General features: G+C 41.0%; 21 protein-coding genes. 9 read left to right on the forward strand and 12 right to left on the reverse strand.

Annotated elements, in window-relative coordinates; translation table 11 throughout:
* Positions 1-40: 40 nt before the first annotated feature.
* Positions 41-856 carry a hypothetical protein gene (locus CGC50_RS08285; protein ID WP_002665851.1) on the forward strand — a complete coding sequence of 272 codons (816 nt, stop codon included), beginning with the start codon at positions 41-43 and terminating at the stop codon, positions 854-856.
* Positions 857-916: 60 nt separating this feature from the next.
* On the forward strand, positions 917-1,453 hold the full coding sequence (locus tag CGC50_RS08290) for a DUF3575 domain-containing protein (RefSeq protein WP_002665700.1): 537 nt from the start codon (positions 917-919) through the stop codon (positions 1,451-1,453).
* Positions 1,454-1,552: 99 nt separating this feature from the next.
* On the opposite strand, the gene argS is transcribed toward CGC50_RS08290, so the two are convergent.
* The 8 genes from argS to aspA all read right to left on the reverse strand — a co-directional run bounded on the left by argS (position 1,553) and on the right by aspA (position 8,627).
* Positions 1,553-3,343, reverse strand: a complete 1,791-nt coding sequence (gene argS, locus CGC50_RS08295; RefSeq protein ID WP_095910448.1) for an arginine--tRNA ligase — start codon at positions 3,341-3,343, stop codon at positions 1,553-1,555.
* Between the two features lie 119 nt (positions 3,344-3,462).
* A complete protein-coding gene (locus tag CGC50_RS08300; protein WP_095910449.1) occupies positions 3,463-3,753 on the reverse strand; it encodes a winged helix-turn-helix domain-containing protein in 291 nt (96 codons plus the stop codon).
* Positions 3,743-4,339, reverse strand: a complete 597-nt coding sequence (locus tag CGC50_RS08305; protein ID WP_002665741.1) for a hypothetical protein — start codon at positions 4,337-4,339, stop codon at positions 3,743-3,745. Before CGC50_RS08305 ends, CGC50_RS08300 begins: the two co-directional genes overlap by 11 nt.
* 259 nt (positions 4,340-4,598) lie before the next feature.
* Complete coding sequence (locus tag CGC50_RS08310) at positions 4,599-5,282, reverse strand: peptidoglycan-binding protein LysM (RefSeq protein WP_232781073.1); 684 nt, start codon at positions 5,280-5,282, stop codon at positions 4,599-4,601.
* 208 nt (positions 5,283-5,490) lie between these two features.
* Positions 5,491-6,294: an HAD family hydrolase gene (locus tag CGC50_RS08315; protein WP_095910450.1), complete on the reverse strand. Its 804-nt coding sequence runs from the start codon at positions 6,292-6,294 to the stop codon at positions 5,491-5,493.
* Positions 6,291-6,518, reverse strand: coding sequence for a putative signal transducing protein (locus CGC50_RS08320; RefSeq protein ID WP_002665882.1), 228 nt, complete (start codon positions 6,516-6,518; stop codon positions 6,291-6,293). The genes CGC50_RS08315 and CGC50_RS08320 overlap by 4 nt, the downstream gene beginning before the upstream one ends.
* A complete protein-coding gene (gene msrA, locus CGC50_RS08325; RefSeq protein ID WP_095910451.1) occupies positions 6,490-7,068 on the reverse strand; it encodes a peptide-methionine (S)-S-oxide reductase MsrA in 579 nt (192 codons plus the stop codon). Before msrA ends, CGC50_RS08320 begins: the two co-directional genes overlap by 29 nt.
* Positions 7,069-7,232: 164 nt before the next feature.
* On the reverse strand, positions 7,233-8,627 hold the full coding sequence (gene aspA / locus CGC50_RS08330; protein ID WP_002665867.1) for an aspartate ammonia-lyase: 1,395 nt from the start codon (positions 8,625-8,627) through the stop codon (positions 7,233-7,235).
* A 281-nt stretch (positions 8,628-8,908) separates the two neighbouring features.
* Here aspA and CGC50_RS08335 point away from each other — a divergent pair, with 281 nt between their 5' ends.
* The 5 genes from CGC50_RS08335 (at position 8,909) to CGC50_RS08355 (ending at position 16,727) form a co-directional block, all read left to right on the forward strand.
* The gene (locus CGC50_RS08335; RefSeq protein WP_095910452.1) at positions 8,909-10,879 is read left to right on the forward strand and encodes an alpha-amylase family glycosyl hydrolase; all 1,971 of its coding nucleotides are present in this window, start codon (positions 8,909-8,911) and stop codon (positions 10,877-10,879) included.
* Between the two features lie 6 nt (positions 10,880-10,885).
* A complete protein-coding gene (locus CGC50_RS08340) occupies positions 10,886-12,010 on the forward strand; it encodes a hypothetical protein (RefSeq protein WP_095910453.1) in 1,125 nt (374 codons plus the stop codon).
* Between the two features lie 135 nt (positions 12,011-12,145).
* Positions 12,146-14,110, forward strand: a complete 1,965-nt coding sequence (locus CGC50_RS08345; RefSeq protein ID WP_095910454.1) for an amylo-alpha-1,6-glucosidase — start codon at positions 12,146-12,148, stop codon at positions 14,108-14,110.
* A gap of 30 nt (positions 14,111-14,140) precedes the next feature.
* On the forward strand, positions 14,141-15,430 hold the full coding sequence (locus CGC50_RS08350) for a glycosyltransferase family 4 protein (RefSeq protein ID WP_002665774.1): 1,290 nt from the start codon (positions 14,141-14,143) through the stop codon (positions 15,428-15,430).
* Between the two features lie 67 nt (positions 15,431-15,497).
* Positions 15,498-16,727 (forward strand): glycoside hydrolase family 57 protein, encoded by a 1,230-nt coding sequence (locus CGC50_RS08355; RefSeq protein ID WP_095910455.1) that lies wholly within the window; start codon positions 15,498-15,500, stop codon positions 16,725-16,727.
* A 12-nt stretch (positions 16,728-16,739) separates the two neighbouring features.
* Here CGC50_RS08355 and CGC50_RS08360 read toward each other — a convergent pair whose 3' ends face one another.
* Genes CGC50_RS08360 through CGC50_RS14255 form a run of 3 tightly spaced genes read right to left on the reverse strand, consistent with a single transcriptional unit; the run spans position 16,740 to position 20,879 of the window.
* Positions 16,740-18,398: an MBOAT family O-acyltransferase gene (locus CGC50_RS08360; protein ID WP_002665658.1), complete on the reverse strand. Its 1,659-nt coding sequence runs from the start codon at positions 18,396-18,398 to the stop codon at positions 16,740-16,742.
* A 20-nt stretch (positions 18,399-18,418) separates the two neighbouring features.
* Positions 18,419-18,967, reverse strand: a complete 549-nt coding sequence (locus CGC50_RS08365; RefSeq protein ID WP_095910456.1) for a hypothetical protein — start codon at positions 18,965-18,967, stop codon at positions 18,419-18,421.
* Between the two features lie 7 nt (positions 18,968-18,974).
* The gene (locus CGC50_RS14255; RefSeq protein ID WP_095910457.1) at positions 18,975-20,879 is read right to left on the reverse strand and encodes a DUF1444 family protein; all 1,905 of its coding nucleotides are present in this window, start codon (positions 20,877-20,879) and stop codon (positions 18,975-18,977) included.
* A 186-nt stretch (positions 20,880-21,065) separates the two neighbouring features.
* Between CGC50_RS14255 and CGC50_RS08375 the strand changes: the two genes are divergently transcribed.
* On the forward strand, positions 21,066-23,213 hold the full coding sequence (locus CGC50_RS08375) for a S46 family peptidase (RefSeq protein WP_095910458.1): 2,148 nt from the start codon (positions 21,066-21,068) through the stop codon (positions 23,211-23,213).
* 216 nt (positions 23,214-23,429) lie between these two features.
* Positions 23,430-24,071, forward strand: a complete 642-nt coding sequence (locus tag CGC50_RS08380) for an O-methyltransferase (RefSeq protein WP_095910459.1) — start codon at positions 23,430-23,432, stop codon at positions 24,069-24,071.
* Positions 24,072-24,085: 14 nt separating this feature from the next.
* On the opposite strand, the gene CGC50_RS08385 is transcribed toward CGC50_RS08380, so the two are convergent.
* Positions 24,086-26,422 carry a hypothetical protein gene (locus CGC50_RS08385; protein ID WP_095910460.1) on the reverse strand — a complete coding sequence of 779 codons (2,337 nt, stop codon included), beginning with the start codon at positions 26,420-26,422 and terminating at the stop codon, positions 24,086-24,088.
* Between the last annotated feature and the right edge of the window lie 128 nt (positions 26,423-26,550).

A 26,550-nucleotide genomic window follows, 5' to 3' on the forward strand; every position in this document is an offset into this window, starting at 1 on the left:
AAATAGTAATTTTGCACCCCAATTTATAAATCATTTACACATGAAAAAAATAGGACTTTTTATGGCTTTGTTTTTTACAATAGCCTCCTATGCACAGGACTATACCCAGCATAACAAAGGGAAAATCTTTGTCTTTTGGGGTGGAAACCGTGGGTATTATACCAACTCTGATATTACCTTCAAAGGGAATGACTATGACTTTACCCTCTCCAATGTAGAGGCTGTGGATAAGCCCAAGGGGTGGCATATCGACTACATCAACCCTCTTAGAATGACCATTCCTCAGACCAACTTCCGTATTGGCTATTACTTGGGGGACAACTGGACAATCTCCGCAGGAGTAGATCACATGAAGTATGTGATGGTACAAGATCAGGAGGTCAATATCAATGGATATGTAGGGGCTGGTACCACTCATGACAAGGTATATAATAATGAGAAGAAGAAGCTCACCGAGGATTTTCTTACCTTTGAGCATACCGATGGGCTCAATTATGTATTGGTAGAAGGGGCTCGTGTGGATGATATTTCTTCTTTGTTTGGGATTCGTAACACAGATATATTTCAGGTAAACCTAACCGAAGGGCTTGGTTTCGGAGCGGTATATCCTAAGACTAATACCAAACTACTCAATCGTGAGCGCTATGATGAGTTCCATGTAGCAGGGGTAGGTATGCATGCCAAAGCAGGCTTACACTTATTCCTCTTCAAACATTTTATGATGGTGGGCGAACTACGTGGGGGATATCTCAATATGTATGATGTGCGAACTACCCAAAGCAAAAGTGATAGAGCGCATCATGATTTCTTCTTCTTTGAGACTATGCTTTCTGTAGGATGGATTTTTCGCATATAAAAATTAGGATATTCAAAAAAAATTAGTACTTTTGCACTTTAATTCAAAAATAGATACTTTATGAAGAAAATGTTTTTTACTATAGCCATGGCACTACTCTCTGTAGGGGCTTTTGCGCAAACCTATAAGAATGAGGCGAAGATCAATATCCTCAATGTAATTGTTCGCCCTTCTATAGAGCTTGGATATGAGTATTACTTAGATGAAAACCAATCTGTAGATGCAGAACTCATGTTCTTGGACAGATTCTCTTACTGGCATATATGGTCAGGAAGCAAGGAATACAAATTCTCTACCACCAGTTTCAAGGTAGGATACAACTATTATTTCAACTCTGTCAATGGAGAGGGTGCTTACATCAACCCATTCCTTAAGGCTCGTTTTGGTACCTTTACCGAAAATAAAAATGGAGTAGATGAAAAAACTAAGATGGATGCCTTTATCATCGGGGTAGGAGCTGGATATGCTTGGGTATTCAATGACAAGTTTGTCGTAGCGCCTTATGTGAATATAGGTCGTAACTTCAGTGGTCCTGTAAATAGCCGATTCATAGCTATAGAGCCTAATGCAGGAGTGCGCTTAGGATTCCGCTTTTAGTAGAATTTCATAGTTTTTATTGTTTTATAATTTTATTGCAAAAGGGTATGCTACCTTAATCAGGAGCATACCCTTTAGTTTTTCTTTTATATAGCTTACTTACATTCTTTCAGGTACTTCTATACCTAATAAGTCAAAACCAATGGCAATGACTTCTCCCACCTTGCGAGAGAGGTGTACTCTTAGAGAACGTTTGTCAGTGTCTTCTTCTCCAAGTATAGAAACATTCTGGTAGAAAGAGTTGAATTCTTTCACTAAGTCATATACATAATTGGCAATCAGGGCAGGGCTGTAAGTATCAGCTGCATTCTGTATTACTTCAGGGAAGAGACTCAATAGCTTGATAAGCTCTTTTTCTTTAGGGTGTAGGGATACACTCTTAGGAAGTTCACAGTTTTCCGCCCTTCGTAGTATAGACTGTATCCTTGCATAGGTATACTGGATAAAAGGTCCTGTGTTCCCTTGGAAATCAATAGACTCTTGAGGATTGAAGGCGATTTTTTTCTTAGGGTCTACTTTTAGAATATAGTACTTAAGGGCTCCTAATCCTATCACCCTATAGAGTTGTTCCTTTTGTTGGTCGCTATACCCCTCGAGCTTACCCAGTTCCTGGGAGAGTTCTTGGGCTACTTGTACCATTTCCTCCATCAGGTCATCGGCATCTACCACGGTACCCTCACGGCTTTTCATTTTCCCATTGGGCAGCTCCACCATACCATAGCTTAGGTGATAGAGATTCTTAGCCCAAGTATAGCCCAATTTCTGTAGGATAAGGAAGAGTACCTTGAAGTGGTAATCTTGTTCATTGCCCACCGTATAGATCATGCCTTCTACTTTAGGAAAATCCTCCTCGATACGCTTGGTAGCTGTACCAAGGTCTTGGGTGATATACACAGAAGTACCATCCGAACGGAGAACGAGTTTTTCGTCCAACCCCTCAGCGGTGAGGTCTATCCATACGGATCCATCTTCTTTGCGGTAGAATACTCCTTCGTCCAAACCTCTCTGAACAATGTCCTTGCCCAGTAGGTAAGTTTCACTCTCATAATAGTTGCGGTCGAAACTCACTCCTAAGTTGTGGTAGGTAACCTCAAAGCCATCGTATACCCATTGGTTCATCTGTCTCCAGAGTGCTAAGGTTTCAGGGTCTCCCTGTTCCCATAAGCGGAGCATCTCTTGTGCTTTTAGAAAGATAGGGGCTTCACGTTCGGCTTCTTCCTTTGTTTTTCCTGCAGAGATGAGCCCAGCGATTTCTTCTTTGTAAGCCTTATCAAAAAGCACATAATACTTTCCGACGAGCTTATCTCCTTTCTCTCCAGTACTCTCAGGAGTTTCCCCTTTGCCAAAGAGTTGCCAAGCAATCATAGACTTACAGATATGAATCCCTCGGTCATTGATAATCTGTGTTTTGTAGACTTTTTTCCCAGTAGCTTCTATGATTTTGGCCATGGAGAAGCCTAAGAGATTGTTACGGATATGTCCTAAGTGTAGGGGCTTGTTCGTATTGGGGGACGAATATTCCACAATCACTGCTGGGGAATCTTTGGTTATAGGCTTTTTGCCATAGTCCTTCTCTGGGGCTATCTGGTGGAGAAAGTGTAAAAAATAATTCTCACAGATCGAAAGGTTCAGAAAGCCCTTGACCACATTGTAGCCACTGACTATCGGTTGCCCTTGCCAAAGTGCATGAGAGCTTAGGTAATCGCCTAACTTTTCGCCTATTTCCTGAGGATTGGCTTTGATATGCTTTAGTAGCGGAAAGAGGACAAGGGTGTAGTCCCCTTCAAATTCCTTGCGGGTCTGCTGAATCTCTACATTCTCCATAGCAATTCCATAGAGCGAGGAGATCCCTTTTATAGTGTTTTCTAAGAGAATCTCTTGTAATGACATGAAGTGTGTAATTTTAAAACAGCAAATGTACAAAAAATAATTGTTAGAAAGGAAGGATTTAATTATTTTTTTAAAAGTTAGTGGTTAGCCTCCTACAGATAGAGGCTAACCACTAAGGACTAACGATTGACCACAATATAGCTTTTCAAAGCTTCCACATAACTCTCGAAGGCGAGCAATCCCTTGTGAGTCAGTGAGATTTCGGTATTGGGATAATTATCCTTGAACGATTTGGTAATAGAGATATACCCCACAGCTTCAAGTTTCTGTATCTGTACAGATATATTCCCAGAAGTAGCCTTGGTGATCTCCTTGATTCGAGCAAAATCAGCTTTTTCCTCGGCTATAAGCAGGGAAACTATGGCTAATCTTAACTGAGAATGTAAGATAGGATCTAAATCACTGAACATTCTTCTGTTTTTTATAATTAGAATAAAACTGAATCCCTGGGGTCAGGAATAATAGACAGGCCAATATAGCACAAAGTAGAGGTAGAGCAATACCATAATGTAAGAATAACACACTATAGGTAAGTATGATTCCTATGATAGAAGTCACAATCCATAGGGAGATTCTCAGGTGCAAGGCAATAGCCAAGGAGACAAAGGAGAAAGGTAAGTAAATCACCAATAGGGCAATCTCATAATTCTTCCAATTGCTATAAGGCAAGCAGAAACAGGAGATAGCCCCCAGTCCAGCCACCAACCAAAGCCAGTCGAGAGGGTCGGTACTCTTTTGTTCTTTTCGGTTTCTTATGCCCTCTCTCATTTTGCTAAAGAATGATATGAAAAATCCCAAAGGCATCAGTACACCCCAGCCTATCCAAGAGTATTTCGGATAATAATCTGTGGCGAGCATTACAAATTGTACAATCCCCGAAAGGGCAATCAGTACACTCCAAAAGATAAGGAAGAAGCCGTTTTCTTCATACTTTTGTTTTCTTTGACGGATGATATCTTGAATAATCTTCAAGCTATCGACAGGTTGTAGTTCCATGATGATATAGATTAAAAGGTTTTAAATACGCTGCAAAGATAAATAAGTTTATTTTATAAACCAAATATTTTTTAAAATATTTTTCATAGGTATTTAAAAAAGTTATAATAAATTGATATTCATGTATTTATATAAAATACTGTAAAGAATATTTTGCAAACGAGAAAAGGCCGATAATAAAATCATTATCGGCTTTTGTTATATAAGTTTTTGATTTTTATGATTGTAGTATCTTTGCTATGAATAGGGGCTCTGCCAACTAACCATTAATCTTACTTCCGTCATACTTGCTGGCTTTCACACAGGATAGGTCAAAGTTCTGAAAGCTCTTCATATAGTTGGTAATAGTAGTACCATTGGCATCGGCTAATACATTTTTGCCTTTGGATTTGAAAAAGGATTTGACACTATTGGCCCCCAAAAGGTGAGCAGCAGCCAAGATACCTGATTCGGTTACATATACTCCTGCAAAGTGCTTTCCTGCAAAGGTATCAATTTCATGCTGTAGCTTCCACTTGTTGTGTGCAAGACTTGTATAGAAAACATTTTCTTGTAGGGAGGGGTTATTGAGAAAATCTGATCTGGAAACACCAAAGAATTTTAAGGCAGACTTGCCAAACTGGTATTTTCCTATATGCCCATAAGGGTTGGTAATAAAATAGTTGTTACGAGATTCGCGGTATCCCATTTTTTCCTTGAAACTAATGAAATCATTGTAATGCTGTAGTGATACCAAGCGAGGGGAGGGGAGAGAAGTATCCGTGTTGGTTGTATAACCATATACACCTACTTCTTTAGGAGTATCTACTCTTAGGGTGTTATGAAGGTCACTTCTTTTGCCTAAGGAAGGAGTTAGAAGAATGGTAATAATGGCTGTGATCCATGCTGAAATAAATAGGTCATGAGCCATGGTAAGGTAATTTGTCTTTTCAGTAATATGCATTTTTTATTTTTTCTTCAAGACTGACCCCTCTATCATTCCTAAAAAAAGGTGAAGGAGAGTGCTTGAAATTTCACGGGGCAAAAGTACGTCTTCTTTACGGATAAGTCAATATCTCTCATTAAAGTTTAGTTAATCCCTTAATTTTGTTTGGAAAATGCAATATATTAATAAAAACAATTACCCTACAGAGGAATTTAGAATCATTCTTTTAAGAAGATAAGGGTATTTTTAACACCTCGCAAATAGTTTTTAACACCCCATTATGGTTGTTGTCATCCTTAGTTTCATAGAAGGCTACTTGTTTTACTTCTTCTTGAGCATTCTTCATAGCATAGCTGTAGGAAGCTCTTTTAAGTAGCTCTAAATCATTAAGATAGTCTCCGAAAGCCATCGTTTCTTCGGGAGAAATTCCTAAAAATTCTTGTAGGGCGGTTACTGCTACACCTTTGTTTACTCCTTCATTGGTAATATCAATCCAGTAAGCTCCTGAAATAGTGATCTTGAGCCCTTCTTGTGAAAGGGAAGAAAAGGCAGGAAAAGAGTGTTCTCTGGCTCCTATAGGGTCAAGGATAGTGATTTGAGAGATGGTATCATCAATCTGGGAGAGGTCTGTTACCTTCTCTACAGTATGGTGGTATATATTTACCTGCTCCTCGGCATAGGGGGTGGTAGGGAGTAGATAGGTCGCTTTCTTGCCGCATAGGCCTATAGCCATACCTGAAAATTGTTTGTAACGGGCAACTACTTGCTGGATATGGTAGGGGCTGATGGCATTTTGGTATACCTCTTTCCCGTTAATACTGACAAAAGCTCCATTTTCTGAGATGAAAGCCATTTTGTCTTTGATAGGAGCAAAGAAGGAAAGCAGGCTTAGGAACTGCCTTCCACTGGCTACACAGAAGTAGATGCCTCTCTCTTGGAGGGTTTCGAATACATGCATGAAGTCTTGGGGCAACTCGTGATTGCTATTCAGGAGTGTCCCATCCATATCGGAAATAATGAGTTTGATCATTCTTGGCTAAGGTTAAGTTCGCTGAGAATCTCGCTGGCTTTCTCCCATTGATCTTGGAATACATATACCTGTTGGTCACCGCCTAAGGCACCATAACCAGCAATAGCAGCTGAAGCCATAGGGTCTTTTACAATAGGGGTAATACCAACTTCTTCTAAGGCTCCAACAAGCATAGTTACTGTAGGAATATCTCCCTCATAGAGTTTCTTGAGTTCTGTTTTCATTTTCTAAATTTTGGTATTCGGGTTTTATTTTTTCTTCAAAAAGGTTGTGTATTTTATTGATCTTAGGTGCGATAGAAAAAATACAATAACCTCTGTCTGTATTGTTTTCGTAATAGTTCTGATGATACTCCTCCTTGGCAGGGTAGAAGATAGTTGCGGGTAGGATTTCGGTGACTATAGGATCACTAAAGATTCCAGACTGTTCTATAAGTTCCTTGCTCTTGAGGGCTATCTGTTGCTGTTCGGGGTTGAGGTAGAAGATAGCTGAGCGATATTGTTCTCCTATGTCCTCTCCTTGTCGGTTGCGGGTAGTGGGGTCATGTGCCCTCCAGAAGACCTCCAAGATATCCCAGTAGCTGATCTTTTTAGGGGCGTAGGTGATACGAATAGCTTCGGCATGCCCTGTCTGTCCATGGTATACCTGCTTATAGGTAGGCTCAGGGAGACTCCCCCCAGTGAATCCTACTTCTACTTGTGTCACTCCTATGAGCCGCTTGAAGATAGCTTCTGTACACCAAAAACATCCTGCAGCTATGATTGCTTCTTCCATACCTGTCTTTTCCGGAGGCAAAGTTAATCATTTTTATTTAAATCTGCTAATATCTGGCAGGCAAAAGTTATCCTGTGAGATATAGTCTAAACGGAAAGGAAAGATATCAAAAAGAGGCTGCCTGAAAGGCAACCTCTTTTTTCTCAGATTGATGTATTCACAAACTATTTAGCCACAATCATGTTCTTAGGATCAAGGATTTCATCCAATTTTTCTTTGGAGAGCAATCCGTGGTCGAGTACCAAGTCATATACAGCTTTGCCTGTCTGTAGGGCTTCTTTAGCAATCTTAGTACTGTTCTTATATCCTATATGAGGGTTAAGAGCGGTTACGATACCGATACTATTTTTTACCATGTTGAGACATACCTCACGGTTGGCAGTGATACCTACTACACATTTGTCCTTAAGGGTATCTACAGCATTTTGGAAGAGAACGATGGATTCCATAATAGCTTGGCAGATTACAGGTTCCATTACGTTAAGTTCCAATTGTCCAGCCTCAGCAGCGAAAGTTACAGTAAGGTCATTACCAATTACCTTGAAACATACTTGATTCACTACCTCAGGGATTACAGGGTTTACCTTACCAGGCATGATAGAGGAACCTGGTTGCATAGGAGGGAGGTTGATTTCGCTAAGTCCAGCACGAGGACCAGAAGCTAAGAGACGTAAGTCATTACATATCTTAGAAAGTTTTACAGCGAATTTCTTCAATGCTGAAGAGTAGAATACATAAGCACTGGTATCAGGAGTTGCTTCTACCAAGTCGTGAGAAAGTACAAATGCCTCTCCAGTGGCTTTGGCTAAGTTCTCAGTACATAGCTTAGCATAACCATGAGGGGCATTCAGACCGGTACCAATAGCAGTACCTCCCATATTGATTTCGAGTAATGAATTTGCTGTCTTGTTCAAGGTAGCGATTTCGGCTTCCATGCTCACTGCATAGGACTCGAACTCTTGTCCAAGAGTCATAGGCACAGCATCTTGCAGCTGGGTACGTCCCATTTTGATTACATCAGCGAACTCTTTTCCTTTAGCGCGGAAAGCATCGGCAAGTGCCTGTACATGCTTTACCAAAATTTTATTCATATTGAATACTGCAAGCTTGATAGCAGTAGGGTAGGAATCATTGGTAGATTGAGAACCATTTACATGGTCATTGGGGTAGCAGTGTACATAGTCTCCTTTTTCGAAGCCAAGAATTTCCAAAGCACGGTTAGCGATTACCTCGTTAGTATTCATGTTCACAGAAGTACCAGCTCCTCCTTGGAACATGTCTACAGGGAATTGGTCATGGAACTTACCATCAATGATCTCATGAGCTGCTTTTTCTATGGCGGCACCTATTTCTTTAGGGATTACACCAAGGGCAGCATTGGCCTGAGCTGCTGCCAATTTTACAAAAGCAAAAGCACGGATGAACTCAGGATAATCATTCATTTTGCTTGTTGAAATGTGGAAATTCTCTAAGGCGCGCTGTGTCTGTACGCCATAGTACGCTTCTTTGGGAACTTGTAACTCTCCCAATAAGTCAGATTCTGTTCTAAACTCTTTCATATACAAATGTTTTATACTGTTTAAAAAAGTGGTGCTAAGTTACGTTTTTTTTATCAAACAACCAATCTTTTTTTAAAAAAAATCTTACACTATACCTTAATATAGTATCCCTCCTTGTTTTCCTTCTTCCCTCTGAAGAGCTGATTCCCTTCCTTGTGAACGTAAGGGGGATTATGGATTATTGAATATTAATCGTTAATCATTAAATTTATACTTTCTTTAATAGTGAAATTCATTTTTTTTTACTATTTTTACACTCTCAATTCTAAAGAACACATAATATGCTGTATGATGGTGATACTCTATTACTTCCTTACAAGAAAATTCTCTTGGAAAGGCAGTTGCTGACCCTGCAAAAAGCACAACTATTACAGGGTTCAGCCCCTTGTTTGGCCGATAGTTGTAATTCGTATTTGTACTACGGCTTGCACTATACAGGTCAGGAGTGGGTGCTAAGGGAATGGGCACCTCATGCAACAGCTATTTTTCTACTCTTTGAGGGGAATAACTGGAAAAAACATACGGACTACCTCTTCACCCAAGTAGGGGACGAAAATTGGGAATTGCGTTTACCTAAGGAGACACTCTCTCATGGGATGCTCTATAAGCTCTTGGTTGAGTGGTACGGAGGAGGGGGAGAGCGATTGCCCTCCCATACTAAGCGTGCTGTACAAGATCCTTATAGTAAGGTTTTTTCAGCTCAAGTATGGCAACCTGAAAGCCCTTATTCTTGGAAACATTTACGCCCCAAGGGGGGAGAGCCTCCTCTGATTTATGAGGCACATATAGGTATGTCCACCGAACAACAGAAGGTGAGTACTTTTACCGAATTTCGCCTCTTTGTACTCCCTCGTATAGCCAACCTTGGTTACAATGTACTTCAGCTTATGGCCATACAGGAACATCCTTATTATGGTTCTTTTGGCTATCAGGTATCCAACTTTTTCGCAGTAAGCTCACGCTTTGGGACTCCTGAGGAGCTCAAGGAACTCATCGATGCCGCACATGGCTTGGGAATTAGGGTTATCTTGGATCTGGTTCATTCTCACTCGGTGAGCAATGAAGCTGAGGGGTTGAGTCTTTTTGATGGTACCGAATACCAATATTTTCATAAAGAAAGTCGTGGCAAGCATCCTGCTTGGGATTCTCGCTGCTTTGACTATGGCAAGCTCTCGGTAGTACATTTCTTACTCTCCAATTGCAAATTCTGGCTTGAGGAATATCACTTCGATGGCTTCCGCTTCGACGGGGTCACCAGTATGCTCTATTATGATCATGGCTTGGGAAAGGCCTTTACAGACTATAGTCTATACTTTGATGGTAATGAGGATAACGATGCTTATTCCTATCTGGCACTGGCCAATCAGCTTATCCATCAGGTATATGGCTCTGCCTTGACCATCGCTGAGGAGATGAGTGGTATGCCAGGGGTAGCTGCACCTATCCAAGAAGGAGGCATGGGCTTTGACTATAAGCTCAGTATGGGGATCCCTGATTATTGGATCAAGCTTATCAAGGAAGTGCCAGACTATAAGTGGCATGTGGGGGATATTTATTATGAACTGACCAACAAGCGGCAGGAAGAAAAGACCATCAGCTATGCCGAGAGCCATGACCAAGCGCTTGTAGGGGATAAGACTATTTTCTTTCGCCTTACGGACAAGGAAATCTATACAGGGATGAGTGTTTTTGAACAAAATCTTATCATAGATCGTGCCATAGCCCTACACAAGGTGATACGCCTGGTGACTATCACTACCTCAGGAGGAGGGTATCTCAACTTTATGGGTAATGAGTGGGGACATCCTGAGTGGATAGATTTTCCCCGTATGGGAAACTGTGATAGTTATGCTCATGCGCGTAGACAGTGGAGCCTCGTGGATGATCCTAATCTGAAGTTCAAGTATCTCAATGCTTTTGATAAGGCCATGATTCATTTTGTTAAGGAAAGCTCTCTTCTGGAAGAGACTCCTCAGGTACAGGTACAGGATATAGAAAAGCAGATTTTGGTTTTCAGTAGGGGAGGCTATTTGTTTGTCTTTAGCTTTAACCCCACAGAGGCTTTTGTGAACTATACTTTTCCTATTTATGCAGGCAAATATACCTATGTACTTAATACGGATAATCCTGCCTTTGGTGGACAAGGGCTTATCAATGAGCAAACGGAACATTTTACACAATATATAAACCATCAGAACCTTATTTCCCTATATATCCCACCCCGTATAGGGTTGGTACTAAAGAGAGAATAGTAAAAAATGAAAATTCAGTATTGTATTTTTATCCTATTGGTGTGTTTTACCTCTTGTAAGAATATTTCTTCCAAGCAAGGAAGGACTATGGCTGCTTCCGTGCAAGATTCTTTAAAAGATTCACGCTATGACAGTATTGTCTCTTTTGATGCTCATCATATGTATGAGAGGGTTAAAGAAGGGAAAAAGTACTATTTGCACAAGGATAGCCTTTTCGTTCGTGAAAAAGACACATTCTATTGTAGGGAATATCATTCTTATTTTGATACTCATGGGAATATAAGAGGTATCATTTTCTATAGGAAAAACACAGAATATACCGATCCCTTTATGGAGTATTGGTATCATGATAATGGACAAATAAGTGAAAAAATCTACTATTTTACCCAAAAAGACAGTATCATCTATGATATAGATACAGTAAAGTGTAATGCTCTACATATTCTTTATGATCCCAAAGGGAATATCATATTCAGAGGATGCCAAGGTACCGCAGCAAATGAGGATATTAATACAGGAATGAGTGTAGGGACTTGGTATTATTATAAGGATGGGAAATTGGTGAAAGAAGAATACTATCATAATGGCTCCTATGGGAAAGATTACATCATTCATTTCTTATATAAGACAAAGTATACTAAAGAAATTATTGTTACTAATAATTTTCAGTTGTATCAGAATGACTCTGTAGTGCTTTACCCCAAGAAAGTAGCAGGAAAATTCTCTAACAAAGGTGAATTATTTGATATTCTAACTAATACTAAGCGAAGAAAACAGCTCAAGGATGATCAATTGTTGCTGCTTACCAAGAAAGGTGCCCCTTATGAGCAGTCTTCAGGGGATTACAAGGAATGCAGAGGTTGGTCTGTCCCTGAAAAGACTATAAAGTATGTAATGAAGCATTCTAAAGTGATAGATTTTCGTGAATTGCATGATATGTTCGGTGTATTTCCTTGTGTGGTTGAAGGGGTGCTTATCTATAAGTATGAACCTTATTTCTATAGTATGAATGCAGGTGGCTGGTGGGAGCTTACCCAAGGGGAGAAATACCTGATGATGGGCTATTATGGAGATGATGCTATAAAAAGAGGCTTTATCAATGGGGTTTATGACTGGAGCAAGATGGAATAAAAAATTAGGCACAAGCTACAAGTTCGTACGAGCACAAAGTATTAGGATACAATTTACTCTTATAAGGCGAACAATTCGTCCTTCCATAGGGTATATTCATTAACAATTGATAATTAACCATTAATCATTAATCTAATGGCTTTAAGTTTCAAACAGCGTGATTTGGTAAATTTAGAATTTGCCTTACAGAGAGAGTTTCTCGGCACTAACCGAGAAGGAGGGTATCTGTCCACCACTCTCAATTTTTGCAATACCAGTCGTTACCATGGGCTCTTGGTAGTGCCGATTGATGCCTTCAAAGGGCGTAACCATCTCTTGCTCTCCTCGTTGGATGAGACTGTCGTGGTCAATGACATGGAGTTTAATTTTGCTATCCATGAATACCCCGATACTTTCTTTCCTAAGGGGCATAAGTATATTGTCTCCTCCGAGCTCAATAAGTATTATTCTATCACCTATCAAGTGGCAGGGATAAGTCTACGCAAGGATATTATGATGCTTCATGGGCAACCTCAAGTGCTTATCCGCTATACACTTTTGGGAGGAGCCGACGCTGTACAGTTGCGACTGAAACCTTTCTTGGCTTTTCGTGATATTCATGCGCTATCGGTAGAGAATACGGTGGCTTGTACCGATTATGAATATGTGTCACAGGGAATTGCCACAAGGCTCTATGAGGGATTTCCTACCCTCTATATGCAGCTTAGTGGCGAGCATACTTACCTGCATGACCCCCATTGGTATAAGCATATCCAGTATAGCAAGGACAAGGCTCGTGGAGGAGATTATCAGGAAGATCTCTTGGTGCCAGGGTATATGGAGCTCACCCTGCATAAGGAAATACCCGTTGTCTTCTCAGCATCGACTAAGGAGGAAGACGTTGCTTCTTTGCCTATGAACTTCTCAAAGGCAGCCCAGCAAAGGGCGCCTCGGGATAGTTTCGAGAACTGCTTGAAGTATGCTGCCAACCAGTTTGTGATAGAAAAACTTACCGAAACACGTATCAAGGCAGGTTATCCATGGCATCTCTCTTATGGGCGTAATACTTTTATCTCTCTTCCGGGGATTGCTATTGCTTCAGGCAATACGGGGCTCTTTGAGCAGGTGCTCTCCTCCATGCAGCAATACCAGAAGGGAGGACTTTTCCCTCGCCTGATCAGCAGCCATGCACCAAATGAATACAATGCGGATACTTCCTTATGGTTCTTCTGGACACTCCAGCAGTATGAGCACTGGGCAAAGATACCTCCTAAAATGCTCTGGGAACGCTACAAACATACTCTATCTTCGGTACTTGAGGCTTATAGAGATGGACGTACTTTCCCACAAGTACACATGACTGAGAATAAGCTCATCTATGCCCAGCGCTATCACCGCCCCCTTACCTGGATGAATGGCACCATACAAGGGGAACCTCTTGTAGAGCGACATGGGTATATAGTAGAGGTGAATGCTCTATGGTACAATGCCGTATCCTATGCCCTAACTTTGGCTCAAGAAGCAGATGATAGGGATTTTGTAGCCCAATGGGAAGCGTATCCTGCCCAGATAGCTCAAGAGTTCGTACAGACTTTCTGGAATGAACACAAGAGGTACTTGGCCGATTGGCAGGATGAGGGCGTACAGGATCTCTCCGTCAGACCTAATCAGATCATTGCTTGTGCGCTGGATTATAGCCCACTGAAAGAAAGCCAAAAGAAAGATATTATTGACTTAGTTGAGGACAAACTGCTTAATGACCGCGGACTGCGTACATTGGCTCCTGATGACAAGCGCTACAGAGGATGCTGTGAGGGGAGTATGCGAGAACAAGAAGAAGCTATCTACCAGGGGGGTACTCATACATGGTTATTGAGCTTCTATATAGAAAGTGCCCTGAAGCTCTATGGAAAAGATTTTGTAGCAGAGGCAGAACAGCTCCTAAGCCATGTCGATGAGGATATACAGAACTATGGTATAGGACTTATATCAGAATTCTATGATGGAAATCCTCCTTATGTAGGTCATGGATGTATCTCGCAAGCGAGAAATACAGCCGAGATTATCCGTAGTATCTACCTTATCCAGTGCTATAGAGAAGGAAATACAAAGAAAATATAAAATAAAGGTAAACCCAAAAACAATCATTATATGAAGAAGATAAAAGTACTCATGTTCGGATGGGAGTTTCCTCCCCATATAAGCGGTGGCTTAGGTACCGCATGCCTTGGTCTTACCAAGGGATTGGCCAAGAATGAGGTAGAGGTTCTCTTTGTGATGCCCAAGGCCTCTGGAGACGAAGACGCTCAAGCGGCTCGCATTATCAATGCCAGCGAGGAAGAGATGCTTGAGGATTATTCCCTTTCCCAGGACTATGCAGAGCATATTAAGTTCATGGAAATAGGTTCCACACTGCGTCCCTATCTCTCTCCAGAAGTTTTTGCTTCCTATTGGGAGGAAGAACGTACCAAAATACAGACACAAGAGTATCACAATAAGCGCCTTTATAATTTCTCTGGAAAATACGGAGAAAACCTCTTGGAAGAAGTGTATCGCTATGCCTTGGTAGCAGGAACTATAGCGAGCAAATACGATTTTGATATTATTCATGCTCACGATTGGCTGACCTATCAGGCGGGGATCTTGGCCAAGCGTATCAGTGGTAAGCCCTTGGTAGTTCATGTACATGCTACCGAATATGATAGGGGAGGGGAGTACAACCGCAATTCTATCGTATATGAGATAGAAAAAAGCGGCATGCACCAGGCGGATCATGTGATCACTGTAAGTGATTGGACACGAGCTATAGTGATAGAGAAGTATGGAGTAGCTCCCGAAAAAGTAAGTACGGTACACAATGCAGTGGATTTCTCCGATGAGCAGTTAGACCTTCCTCCTCGTGCGCTCAATGAGAAGATTGTTACCTTCTTAGGGCGTATCACCTTGCAGAAAGGACCAGAATACTTTATAGAGGCTGCTGCAAAAGTACACAAGCGCTTGCCCAATGTACATTTTGTCATGGCTGGCAATGGGGACAAAATGACCCCTTCGGTAAGGCGAGTGGCACAGCTTAAGCTCGGTGGACATTTTCATTTTACAGGATTTCTAAGAGGAACAGATGTGCAACGGATGTTCCGCTATAGTGATGTATATGTGATGCCCTCGGTATCCGAACCCTTTGGTATTTCACCGCTGGAGGCTATGCGAATAGGCGTGCCTACGATTATTTCTAAGCAATCAGGAGTATCGGAGGTATTGCAACACGCTATCAAGGTCGATTATTGGGATGTCGATGCCTTGGCCGACGCTATCTATGGAGTACTGGCCTATCCAAAACTCGCCCAATCGCTCCAAAAGGAAGGACTTACAGAGGTCAATGCTCTCAAGTGGGAGGGGGCTGCTGGTAAGTTAAAAAGCATTTATCAGACAATGATAGCTTAAAAAAAGAGCTACAAAGTTAGTATAATTGAGAAAAAAAACGTATATTTGTTACCAAAGAAAGACAACCATGAAAGCGATATGTTTCTATTTTGAAGTTCATCACCCTGAACAGCTTCGCCAGTATCATTTTTTTGATATAGGCAAACAACATGATTATTTTGATTATTACTTAAATCGTACAGAGATAGAGCAGTTGGCTCGTGAGTGTTATCTCCCTGCCAATAATCTCTTATTGGAGCTTATTGCTCAATACAAAGGACGCTTTAGGGTAGCTTTTTCCCTATCGGGAAGTGCTATTGAACTCTTAGAATTGCACGCTCCAGAGGTGATTCGTAGTTTTGAGGCTTTGGCCAAAACAGGCTGTGTGGAGTTTCTCTGTGAGCCTTATGCACATTCGCTTTCCTCTCTTTCCAATACTACCACAGAATTCGAAAAGGACGTTCGCCGGCACGCTCAGCGAATAGAGAAACTTTTCGGTCATGCCCCTACAGCCTTCCGCAATACGTCCCTAATCTATTCCGATAGTATAGGAGAACGTATTGCTCGCTTGGGGTTCCATACTATACTCACCGAAGGGGCTAAGCATATCTTGGGCTGGCGCAATCCTAACTTCGTGCACCATCACCCCAATAATGACAAGGTAAAGATATTGCTCAAAAATGCTAAGCTCAGCGATGATATTTCTTTGCGCTTTTCCTCAAGGGATTGGGATGAATATCCTTTGACCGCAGAAAAATATGCTCGTTGGCTAAAGGCCAGCCTTCAGGAGGGGGATGTGGTGAATCTTTTCTTCCGCTATCAGGCTTTCGGTAAGTATAATTTGGCTTCTTCGGGTATTTTTGATTTCTTACGCTACTTACCACAATATATCTTGGACGAAGAGCAGTATGCTTTCTTTACCCCTTCGCAGGTGACGGAAACTTTTCCCGCTAAGGAGGCTATCTATGTTCCCAATCCTATCTCTTGGACAGATGAAGAGCGCGATATTACCTCATGGCTGGGGAATGAACTACAAGAGAATGCTTTCGAGGAACTCTTTGCCCTAAGTCCTAAGGTGGAAAATATTCCAGATGAAGCCTTGCATCGTACCTATAGCCGATTGCAATGTAGTAATCACTTTAACTATATGAGTACTAAGATAATATCCTTGGAACAACGTCTTAAGAAAGTATCTCCTTATGCATCTCCTTACGATGCTTATATCAACTATATGAATGTTCTAAGTGATTTCTCTTTGGAGATAGACAAGGCTTTGGCCAAACAGGTCAAAAATGAGGTAACACTACAAGAATTTTAGTCTTTGTCTGTCTTAGAATTGGAAATAGATGAAGGCGGGAGCATCATTGGAGAAAGTCTGATAACAGATTACAGCTACCACGACCATCACAAGGACTTTTACCCAGAGATCACTGCGGTAATAGGCCTGCTCTACCTTGTCCTTGAGTGACTGAGGAAGCCAATGTACAGTATAGCCTAAGATCATCACCAAGAAGGCTTCTCTGAAGTACCATAATACTTGACCACTACTTGCCCAGTCCATATTATTCCATACTTGTCCATACCATTGGTTGATGCGCTCCATGTCTTCTCCACGGAAGTAGAGACGAACAAAGACGATAAAGAGGAAGGTAGAGAACACCTTCCAGAAGTGCGCCAGCCAATGGGTGGAATGCTCATAAGGGCTTACCTTGCGCCAGAGTTTGTAGAAGACAATACCTAAGCCATTGATCCCTCCCCATAGGATATATTTCCAAGAGGCACCATGCCAGAGTCCTCCTAAGAGCATGGTGAGCATTAGGTTGATATTGGTAGTGATATAGTGCTGAAAACGAGTGCTTTTCATTGCTAATAAGGTGCCTCCTAAGAGCAAAAAGCCTATAATCAATGAGAAATAGGGATTACCTACTCCAATGAGGGCTACCACGACAAAGACCAAAGCAATGGCCACCGATGCCCATGAGCCTGTACGGTTTCCTCCCAAGGGGATATATAGGTAGTCCTTAAGCCATGTGGAAAGGGAGATATGCCAGCGCTTCCAGAAGTCTCCCGTATTGATAGCCTTATAAGGGGAATTGAAGTTGCGAGGGAGCTCAAAGCCCATCAGCAGGGCAAGCCCTATAGCTATATCCGTATAGCCTGCAAAATCTCCATATACTTGTAGAGAGTAACCTACCAAGGCCATAAGGTTCGTAAATCCTGAATACATGGTGGGCATCTCAAAAACTCTATCCAAAAACTCTACAGCGATAAAATTGGCAAAAAGCATTTTCTTAATCAGTCCCTTAAAGATAAAGTAAGTGCCTCGGTTGAAGTCTTGTGCTGTGATTTCTGTAGGACGAAGTATCTGGGGGACAAACTCTTCTGCACGGACAATAGGCCCCGCTACTAACTGAGGAAAGAAGGTGACATAGAAACCAAAATCCAAAATAGAATCCAAGGACTTGAGTTTTCGCCTGTAGATATCCACGGTATAGCTAATGGTCTGGAAAGTATAGAAGGAAATACCTACAGGAAGCACAATCTCATCTACAGAGAAAGCACCCTTGGAGGAAAACCCATTTCCCCAATAAGCTAAATAGTTGAATACCTTGTGATCGGTGTGGAAAATAGTATTGTAGGTGTCGGTAAAGAAATAAGCATACTTGAAGTAACTCAGCACAGTAAGATTCAGAACAACACTGAGGGTAACGAAGAATTTCCGCTTGGACTCGTTCTCACTCTTATCTATTTGTTTGCCAAAATAGAAATCGGTTATAGTGCTGAATATCAGTAGAAGTACGAATAGTCCGCTGGTTTTGTAATAGAAAAAGCAACTAACAAAGAACAAAAACAAATTTCGGATAAAGATACGCTTGTATACCAGAGCGAAACCTATATATATGATAACAAAAAATATCCAGAAACTCATCTGAGTGAAGTCCATGGGGTATTTTTTGGAGAATTCGAAAATATCATATATCCAATCCATTCGTCTTTCTAAGCTAAGGGTTACAGACCAATAACAACCCCTACAGAGGGGAAGAATCCAGAAGAGAAAATACTCTTATCTTTTTTGTACAATACATTGTAAGAGAAGCCCATTTGTAGGTAAGCATTCCCTCCTAAGGGTTGCATATAGCCACCTCCTAAGTATAGGGCATCTTCTTCTGTACGATAGGATTCTTGTCTGTCAAATTTTTGTTTGATGAAATAATGTTGGTAGGAGGCATGTACATAGGCAGAACGAAAGAAATAGTAGTTCACAGCGGGGCCTAAGCCTAAAAAGTTATATTGGCTATAGCTTGTCTTCTGCCAGTTATAGTTTACGGAAAAAGCCAATTCTAAGTCGTCTGTAAGCTTGTATCCTATACGAGGGGAGAGGGATACTCCCCATACATTATCACCAAAAGAAGCACCTATATTTCCTCCAAAGGTAAAACCTCCAAAAGGATTTTGATTTTTCTGGTTCTTAGGTAATAGGATATTGCCATCATTCTCTTGACTCCACAGAGTACAAGAGGATCCTATGAGTAAGAAAATAAAAAATAGTTTTTTCATAAGTCTTTTAGAATTCCAAAGGGATAAGTGTATTTCCTTTTATCTCAAAAAGTTTGTCTGAGATAGGGATGTTACTCTCCACATAAGCCTGAGCGACACGATGGCGTATCCAGTTCATATCAGCAGCGTTCCCACTACCGGTGATGAGTAATACATTGTTCGAAGGGACTCCTATGGTAATGGTTCCTTCTACAGGAATATTGTCCTTTGACCAAAGTTCGGAGACTACCAAGAAGCTGGCTTCGAACTTACCATCTGCTACAATCGTATAGCGACTGCCTTCTTCCTCTACACCTACCTCTACTTGGTCTATGAGGTTCTGTACTGCCAAGGACTTGAGGGCTAATCGGTCAAGTCTTAGGTTCTTGAGGTCTCCAGTGGTCAGACTTACTTTCTCGTTGCGTACCAAGTAGATTACTCCAAGCTCACTATTGATATTCTCATAGAGTAGGTCAGGGAGTTCTCTCTTTAGATCGTTGATAAAAGAGGTGGTTCTCACCAGTGGGAAGATCTCTTCCTTCTTGATGATGATATTGCCAGAGACTACCTCTGTAGCATTTTCATCCATAAGAGGCTCTTCATGAGGCTCCTCTACAGTAGCCACAGGGGTCTCTACAGGAGTTGCAGGAGTCTCTATAGGAATTACGGGAGCTACAGGCTCTGGTGTGGTCATAGCAGCAGGAGTCTCTTGGGTAGTATCTAAGTTGATAGCTACATCGAGGATATCCTTGAGTGACTCACTGATCTCGATAGGAGTTTCTTCTTTTGTAATTGTTTTTTCTTCCTCAAGTTTCGCTTGAGGGACAAATTTGCTTATATCAGGGAAAATGGGGCTTTCTGCCTTTTTAGCCATAGATCCAGGGGTCTCTTTCATGGCAGGCATTTCTTGTGTTTTTTCTTGAGTGTTCTGTGGTTCTTTTTCTTCTTTTACAATCTCCTCCTTGTCTGTAGGTTTTTGTCGGGTAACAGCTTCTTTTGCAACAGTCTCTGTACCTCCAGAAAGTTCTATAATAGGCTCTGCTTTTGCTGTAACCTCTTCTTTTTTAGGTTCTTCTTTTACTTTTTCTACAGGAGGTGGAGTGGCTATAATTATAGATTCCTCCTTAGGTGGTTCAGGGGTGATAACCTTAGGTGGTTCTTGTTTAGGTTTTTCAGGCTGTGGCTTAGCTGTAGGTTGCGGTTGTGGTTTGGGCTTGGGTTTTTCCTTAGGAATAGTCTCAAGGATGGAGCTGGCATACTTCTCTATGATTTCACTTAGGTAGAAGTCACTACGATGCATGTACTCAGCATAGGCATTGTCCAAGAAGCTGGTGATGAGTTGTCCTGGTTCACTCTTGAGCATCCACTCTATCTCTAATCCTTTGGTTTTTCTTACTTGTACATTGGGATTTTTGGTAATTAAGCGTTCGGCAAAAAGGCGGGTGAAGTCAGCTACATACTGTATACTCATTCCTATTTTGTCCACCAACTCTCTCATTTCGAGGCTATAAGGTTCTTTGTGGCGTAGGATAAGCTCAGTGATAATTGCCTTGTCATCAATCTTTTTGGCACAAGTGAAGTGGTATTCTACCTCGTCATAAGTTTGAAAGGTCTTGCTTATATAGCGCTCATTGGAGGTAGTTTCATCCAGAGCAGTGAAACCATCTCTTTCATATTCCTTAAAAAAGTCTCCCTTAAGCTTCTCGAAAAAGGCTTTAGTAATCTCTCCCTTGATAGGTTCTTCAGAACTCATCACGGTCAGATTGGCTCTATCATCGGCAGATTTTGCTAAAAAACGGTCAGTATTGCTCACTTCCCAATCGGTAGGAATGAGGATAGTAGAAATAGGATCTAACCAATATCTTTTGTAAGTTATTGATTTTAAATCTGTTTCATCAAACTTTTTTTTCTTAAATAAATCTAATAATCCCATTTTTTTTCTGCTTTTTCCAAAGGCAAATATATAAACTTCTTTTGTAATGATAAAGTATTCACAAGAAAAAAATTTTGGTTTAAGGTGTTTTTAATATTTATAGATAAAAATAACATTTGATTAACGATTATACTCCATTTTTTTTACTAATTTTGACCTTCAAAATAAACACATAAAAAAGTTCAGATGAGAAAACTTATTTTTTCGTTAGTGACCTCCTTTTTCTTGTTACTACCTGGTGTAATAAGGGCAGATGAGGGGATGTGGTTTCTGATGTTCATCAAGCGTTTGAACGAACGCGACATGCAGAAAAAAGGTCTACAGCTTACCGCTGAGGAGATCTACAGTATCAACAACAATAGCCTCAAGAATGCTATTGTACAGTTCAATGGAGGATGTACAGCCAGTATCATCTCTCCCGATGGGCTGGTAATTACCAATCACCACTGTGGCTATGGTGCCATAGCAGGGCTTTCTACTCCAGAGCATAACTATCTAAAGGATGGTTATTGGGCAAAAGACAGATCTCAGGAGCTTCCTCCCAAGAGCCTCTATGTGCGTTTCTTTGTACGTATGGACAATGTAACAGACCGTATGCTCTCTGTAGTGAATTCTTCTATGAGCGAAAAAGAACGTCAGGATGCCCTTAATCGAGAAATGGAGAAAATCCAAAAAGAAAATAGCGAAGGGGGTAAGTATGTAGTTTCTGTACGTCCTTTCTTCCAAGGTAATGAGTACTACTACTTCGTATATCAGGACTTCAAGGATGTTCGTTTTGTAGGGACTCCTCCTGAAAATGTAGGAAAATTCGGTGGTGATACAGACAACTGGGAATGGCCTCGCCATACAGGTGACTTCTCTGTATTCCGCGTATATACAGATAAGGATGGTAACCCTGCACCTTATTCTCCTAACAATATTCCTATGAAAGCAAAAAAATATCTCAATGTAACCCTTAAAGGAGTACAAGAGAATGATTTTGCGATGATATTAGGTTATCCTGGTCGTACCAACCGTTGGGTATCTTCTCATTGGGTGGATCAACAGGTGAAATATGGCTATCCTGCTTGGGTAGAGGCTTCCAAAACAGCTATGGATGCGATGAAAGGACATATGGACAAGGACAAAGCAGTACGCCTAAAATATGCTTCACGCTATGCCAGTTTAGCTAACTATTGGAAAAACAGACAGGGTATGATCGATGCCCTCACAGCTCACAAGACAGCTGATCTTAAGCGTGCTGCAGAAAAGAAATTCGCTGTCTGGGCTAATAAGCCTGAAAATAAGGCAGAATATGGTAATGTGTTGAGTGACTTAGCTACTTATTTCGAAAAAACCAATCAAGAAGCAGCTAATCATAATTACTTGTTGCTTTTCTTCAGAGCAAGCCGTATTGTACCCCAAGCCAATGGATATGTAAAACAACTCAATACCTATCTTAATTCTTCTTCTGACCAAGAAAAACAACAGATCAGAGAACGCATTGCTAAGGAATTGGATGCTTATTATAGTGAGTTTTACCTACCTGCCGAAATTGACCTTTTCGCAGACAACCTTAAGCTATATGCTGATAAGGCTACTGATATTCCTCAAGAAATAGCCCAGATAAAAAGCCAATACAATGGAGATTTCAGGAAGTTCGCCGCTGAGGTATTTGCTCGTAGTATCTTTACTACCAAAGAGAATTTCGAAAACTTCATGAACAATCCTTCTTCCGATGCACTACAGAGCGACCCTATCGCTCAGATAGCTCGTGTGATGATTGACAAGTATTACAACTCTCAATCAGAAGCCTTGAAGGATGGTTATGAAAAGGCTTTCCGTAAATATGTAAAGGGAATGCGTGATTCTAAAGTGAGCCTAATACTCTATCCAGATGCTAACTCTACCCTTCGCCTTACTTATGGAAGTGTGAAATCACTTCCTAAGGATAAGCGTAATCATGATGTGAAGAGAAACTACTATACTACTTTCAAAACCATGCTCGAAAAATACAAACCTGGGGATGCCGAATTCGATATGCCTAAGAAGTTTGTTGAAATGTATGAAAAGAAAGACTTTGGTCGTTATCTTGACAAAGATGGTACCATGCATGTATGCTTCCTTACTAACAATGACATCACAGGAGGAAACTCTGGTTCTCCTGTAATGAATGGTAAGGGAGAACTCATAGGCTTGGCTTTCGATGGTAATATAGAAGCTATGGCTGGAGATGTTATCTTCGATAAAAAACTCCAAAGAACTATCGTAGTGGATATCCGCTATGTGCTCTGGTGCATAGATACTTTTGGAGGGGCTAAACATATAGTAGATGAAATGACTATTATCCAATAGTGATATTCAATTAATCATAAGAGGTTATTCAAAAAGTTATACATTGTGGTCTGTAGGGGCGAATTGCAATTCGCCCATTAATGACAATTTGCCTATTAATAGCAATTCGTCGATTAATAACAATTTGTCCATTAATAGCAATTTGTTTATTAATGACGATTAGTCCACAAAGACTTTTTGAATAACCCCTTTTTTTATTTTAAACACTTTAGTTATATGCATTTTCTTTCAGAAGACTTAGAAAACTATGCCAATACTCATAGTCAAGAAGAGCCTGCGCTACTGAGGGCTCTTAACCGAGAAACCCACCTTAGGGTACTACAGCCTCGCATGCTTAGTGGACACCTACAAGGTAGGTTTTTGAGCCTTCTCTCCAAGCTCATAAGACCTAAATATATATTGGAAATAGGTACTTTTACAGGATATGCTACACTTTGCTTAGCCGAAGGTCTTGCCCCAGAAGGGGTGCTACATACCATTGAGGTCAATGAAGAACTGGAAGAGATACAGAACAAATATTTTGCACAAAGTCCTTATAGAGAGCAGATTGTACAACACTTTGCACCTGCCCTTGAGGTGATTCCTACCCTCGAGATAGGGATTGATATAGCTTTTATAGATGCAGATAAGAAGAATTATCTCAATTACTTAGAGGCTGTTTTGCCTAAAATGAGCCATGGAGGGGTGATTCTCTCCGATAATGTTCTCTGGAGTGGAAAGGTCGTGGAACCTCTCAAGGAAAGCGACAAACATACCCAAATCCTTATGGAGTACAACCAGCGGTTGGCTACAGATCCCCGCTTGGAAACCGTCTTGCTTCCTATTCGCGATGGTATCTCAATAGCACGTGTGAAATAAAACTTATCTCCTTTCTATTGCTCACTTACACAGAGCACATTCTTTTCCTTGAGAAAGGCCAATAGAAGTTTTCCTTTGTCCTGAGTTACATCAGCTTGGGAAAGAGAAAAGACAGGAAACTGTGAGTAGATCTCTCCCTGTGTATTTAACAGATAAAGACGACTATTCTCGCGGTCAAAGACAGAAATAACAGGATTTCTACCCTCCCAATGAAGCTTAGCCCCTGAGTAGTCAGCGTAGGGGAGTTCTACTTTTGTTTGGTTGATGGTCAGGATATTGTTATGTAGGAGTACTTTTATATCTCTTTGGCAATCAAAGCTAAAATTACCTTCCCCTATAGATTCTGAACGTACCCCTCCGTTGGTATCTACAAAAAATAATTTGCCGGCTTTGGTGGTGAAGCAAAAGAAATCCTTGTAGGTACTTATGGGATTGTCTGAGAAATCAAATTTCTGAGAGATAGGAATACGTACTGTACCATTGCGGTGAAGGATACTCAGGGTACCATTCTTTTCAGGGAAGACAATAAAATCTTTTCCAGCTATCCTAAAGTGTTGGGGTGTCTGAGCAAGACCATTAGGCACTTGACTTTTCTCAAACCCTTTTACTATATCCCCTCGCTTGTCGATCAGGCGAATTGTCTTCTCGGAACATACTACAAAGCGATATTCTCTATTTCTTTCATAATCAAACACTTGTAAGGGTAGTAGTTTTTCCTTATATGACATAGGGAAGGGGGCTACCACATTGCCATTGCGATCCAGTATCCAGAAGGAAGAAGCCGTATTGAAAGCCATTTGTAAGAATCCATTTTGGAAAAGATCTACCTGATGGATTCCTCCTATGATAGGGGCATCAAGGCGCTTTTTCCAAAGAATTTTTCCATCATTTCCTATAAGGTATAGCTGATTGTCAGCATCTTGTATAACCACTTCCTTTTGTCCTGTACGGTGATTGGTAACAAAGATAGGCTGGGTGAGAGCTTCCTTGTCCAAGGTGATGAGAAAGCGCTCACTTATTCCTCTCTCTTCTGAAGAGGTAGCTGTAGCGGTGGAGGAGCCTCCAGTATCGGCGGTGGTGGTCAGGGTCAGCTGGTAGAACTCGTCCTGTGGGCTTATCTGTAGCGAGGCATAGGCATATCTTTGTGCTAAGGAAGCGTACTTAGCTGAAAAATCCTTCTGCTCCTGTAGGTTTTCTATGGTGATGAAAGAGTTTTGGCTGCTACTCTTCTGTTGCAGCGCCTCAAAGGACTTTCCTTGGGAGAGGGTCTGCTTCATTTGTATAGCGTTGATAAGGGCTTCAAGGGCTTCTTTGTTTTGAGCAAAGATAAGGTTTTCCTCATTTCGGTATAGGTACTTAGGTTGTAATTCCCGCTCGAAGATAGAGAAAAAGGATTGTATATCCGAGAATTCTTCTATATGATGAAGGGTTTCTCCTTGGAAGGTCTCGCTCTTGAGTATAGTGAAGTAGCGCAAGGTTTCTTCTGGATTGGAGCTGTGGAGTACTGCCATAGAATCTCTCTGGAAGTCAAAGAAGGTAACTGAGGAAATATCCTCTTGGAAATCGAAATAAAACTCTTCGGGAACAACTTTTTCCTCAAAGGAAAAACAGCTGATCCCTTGAGCCGTTTGTGGGATAACAGCATAGGTTTCTATGGTGTTCTTCTGGGAGGGTACTATGGGCAATTGAGGAAGGCTATCTGCTGGTCGCAGTAGGGAACCACTCATGCGTAGAGTGTTCTTTTCCAAGTAGATATCCCAAGCTGTCCACCCATCCAGGTGCTTGACAATGCGTTCAGGAAAGATTCCCCCTATGAACTCCTTGTTCTTCTTCTGAGCGAGGAATATATTGGCAGGTACTTCTCCACTAATGGTCTTGGCTACTTTGTGAAAGGCTTCTTGGCGTACCACAGGGGTTTCAGGGAAGGATATATCCTTGAGGGAACTGATAAGAATCTCTTTGTCTTTTGTGATATAATACCACTTTTTATTTTCTACAGTTAGCGAATCTAACTTTCCAGAGGAGAGATTTTTCCATACACTCAGGCTGTCTTGCTTTTCTAAAGTGGCGCTTAGGTATACCCCATCATGGGTATAGGCTACCCAAATATGATCGTCCTCAGGAAGAGACCGCAGGAGATTTTGCACATTTTGATTGGGGTAATACTTGAAGTAGTTTTTCCAAAAATCATTGTGAATCAGCTGATTGACGAACTGATCCTTGTGGTGTATCTGAAAGAGTAGGGAAGGGTTTTTACTCAATAGATAATCCACTTGATCGGTAGCTTCTTCCTTGGAGGAACAACCAACCAACAATAAAAAGCAGAAAAAATAAGCCCCTAAGTAGCGCATAGTATCATGTTATCTTTCGTTGTGCAAAAATAATACATATTTCTTGTATTACAAAAAATAATGAAGAAAAGTACATTAAAAGATTAGATAGTATGTGGTATTCATCATTTTTTTTTATTTTTGCATCT

The organism is Capnocytophaga gingivalis (genome assembly GCF_002302415.1).
GTDB classification, from domain to species: Bacteria; Bacteroidota; Bacteroidia; order Flavobacteriales; family Flavobacteriaceae; genus Capnocytophaga; species Capnocytophaga gingivalis.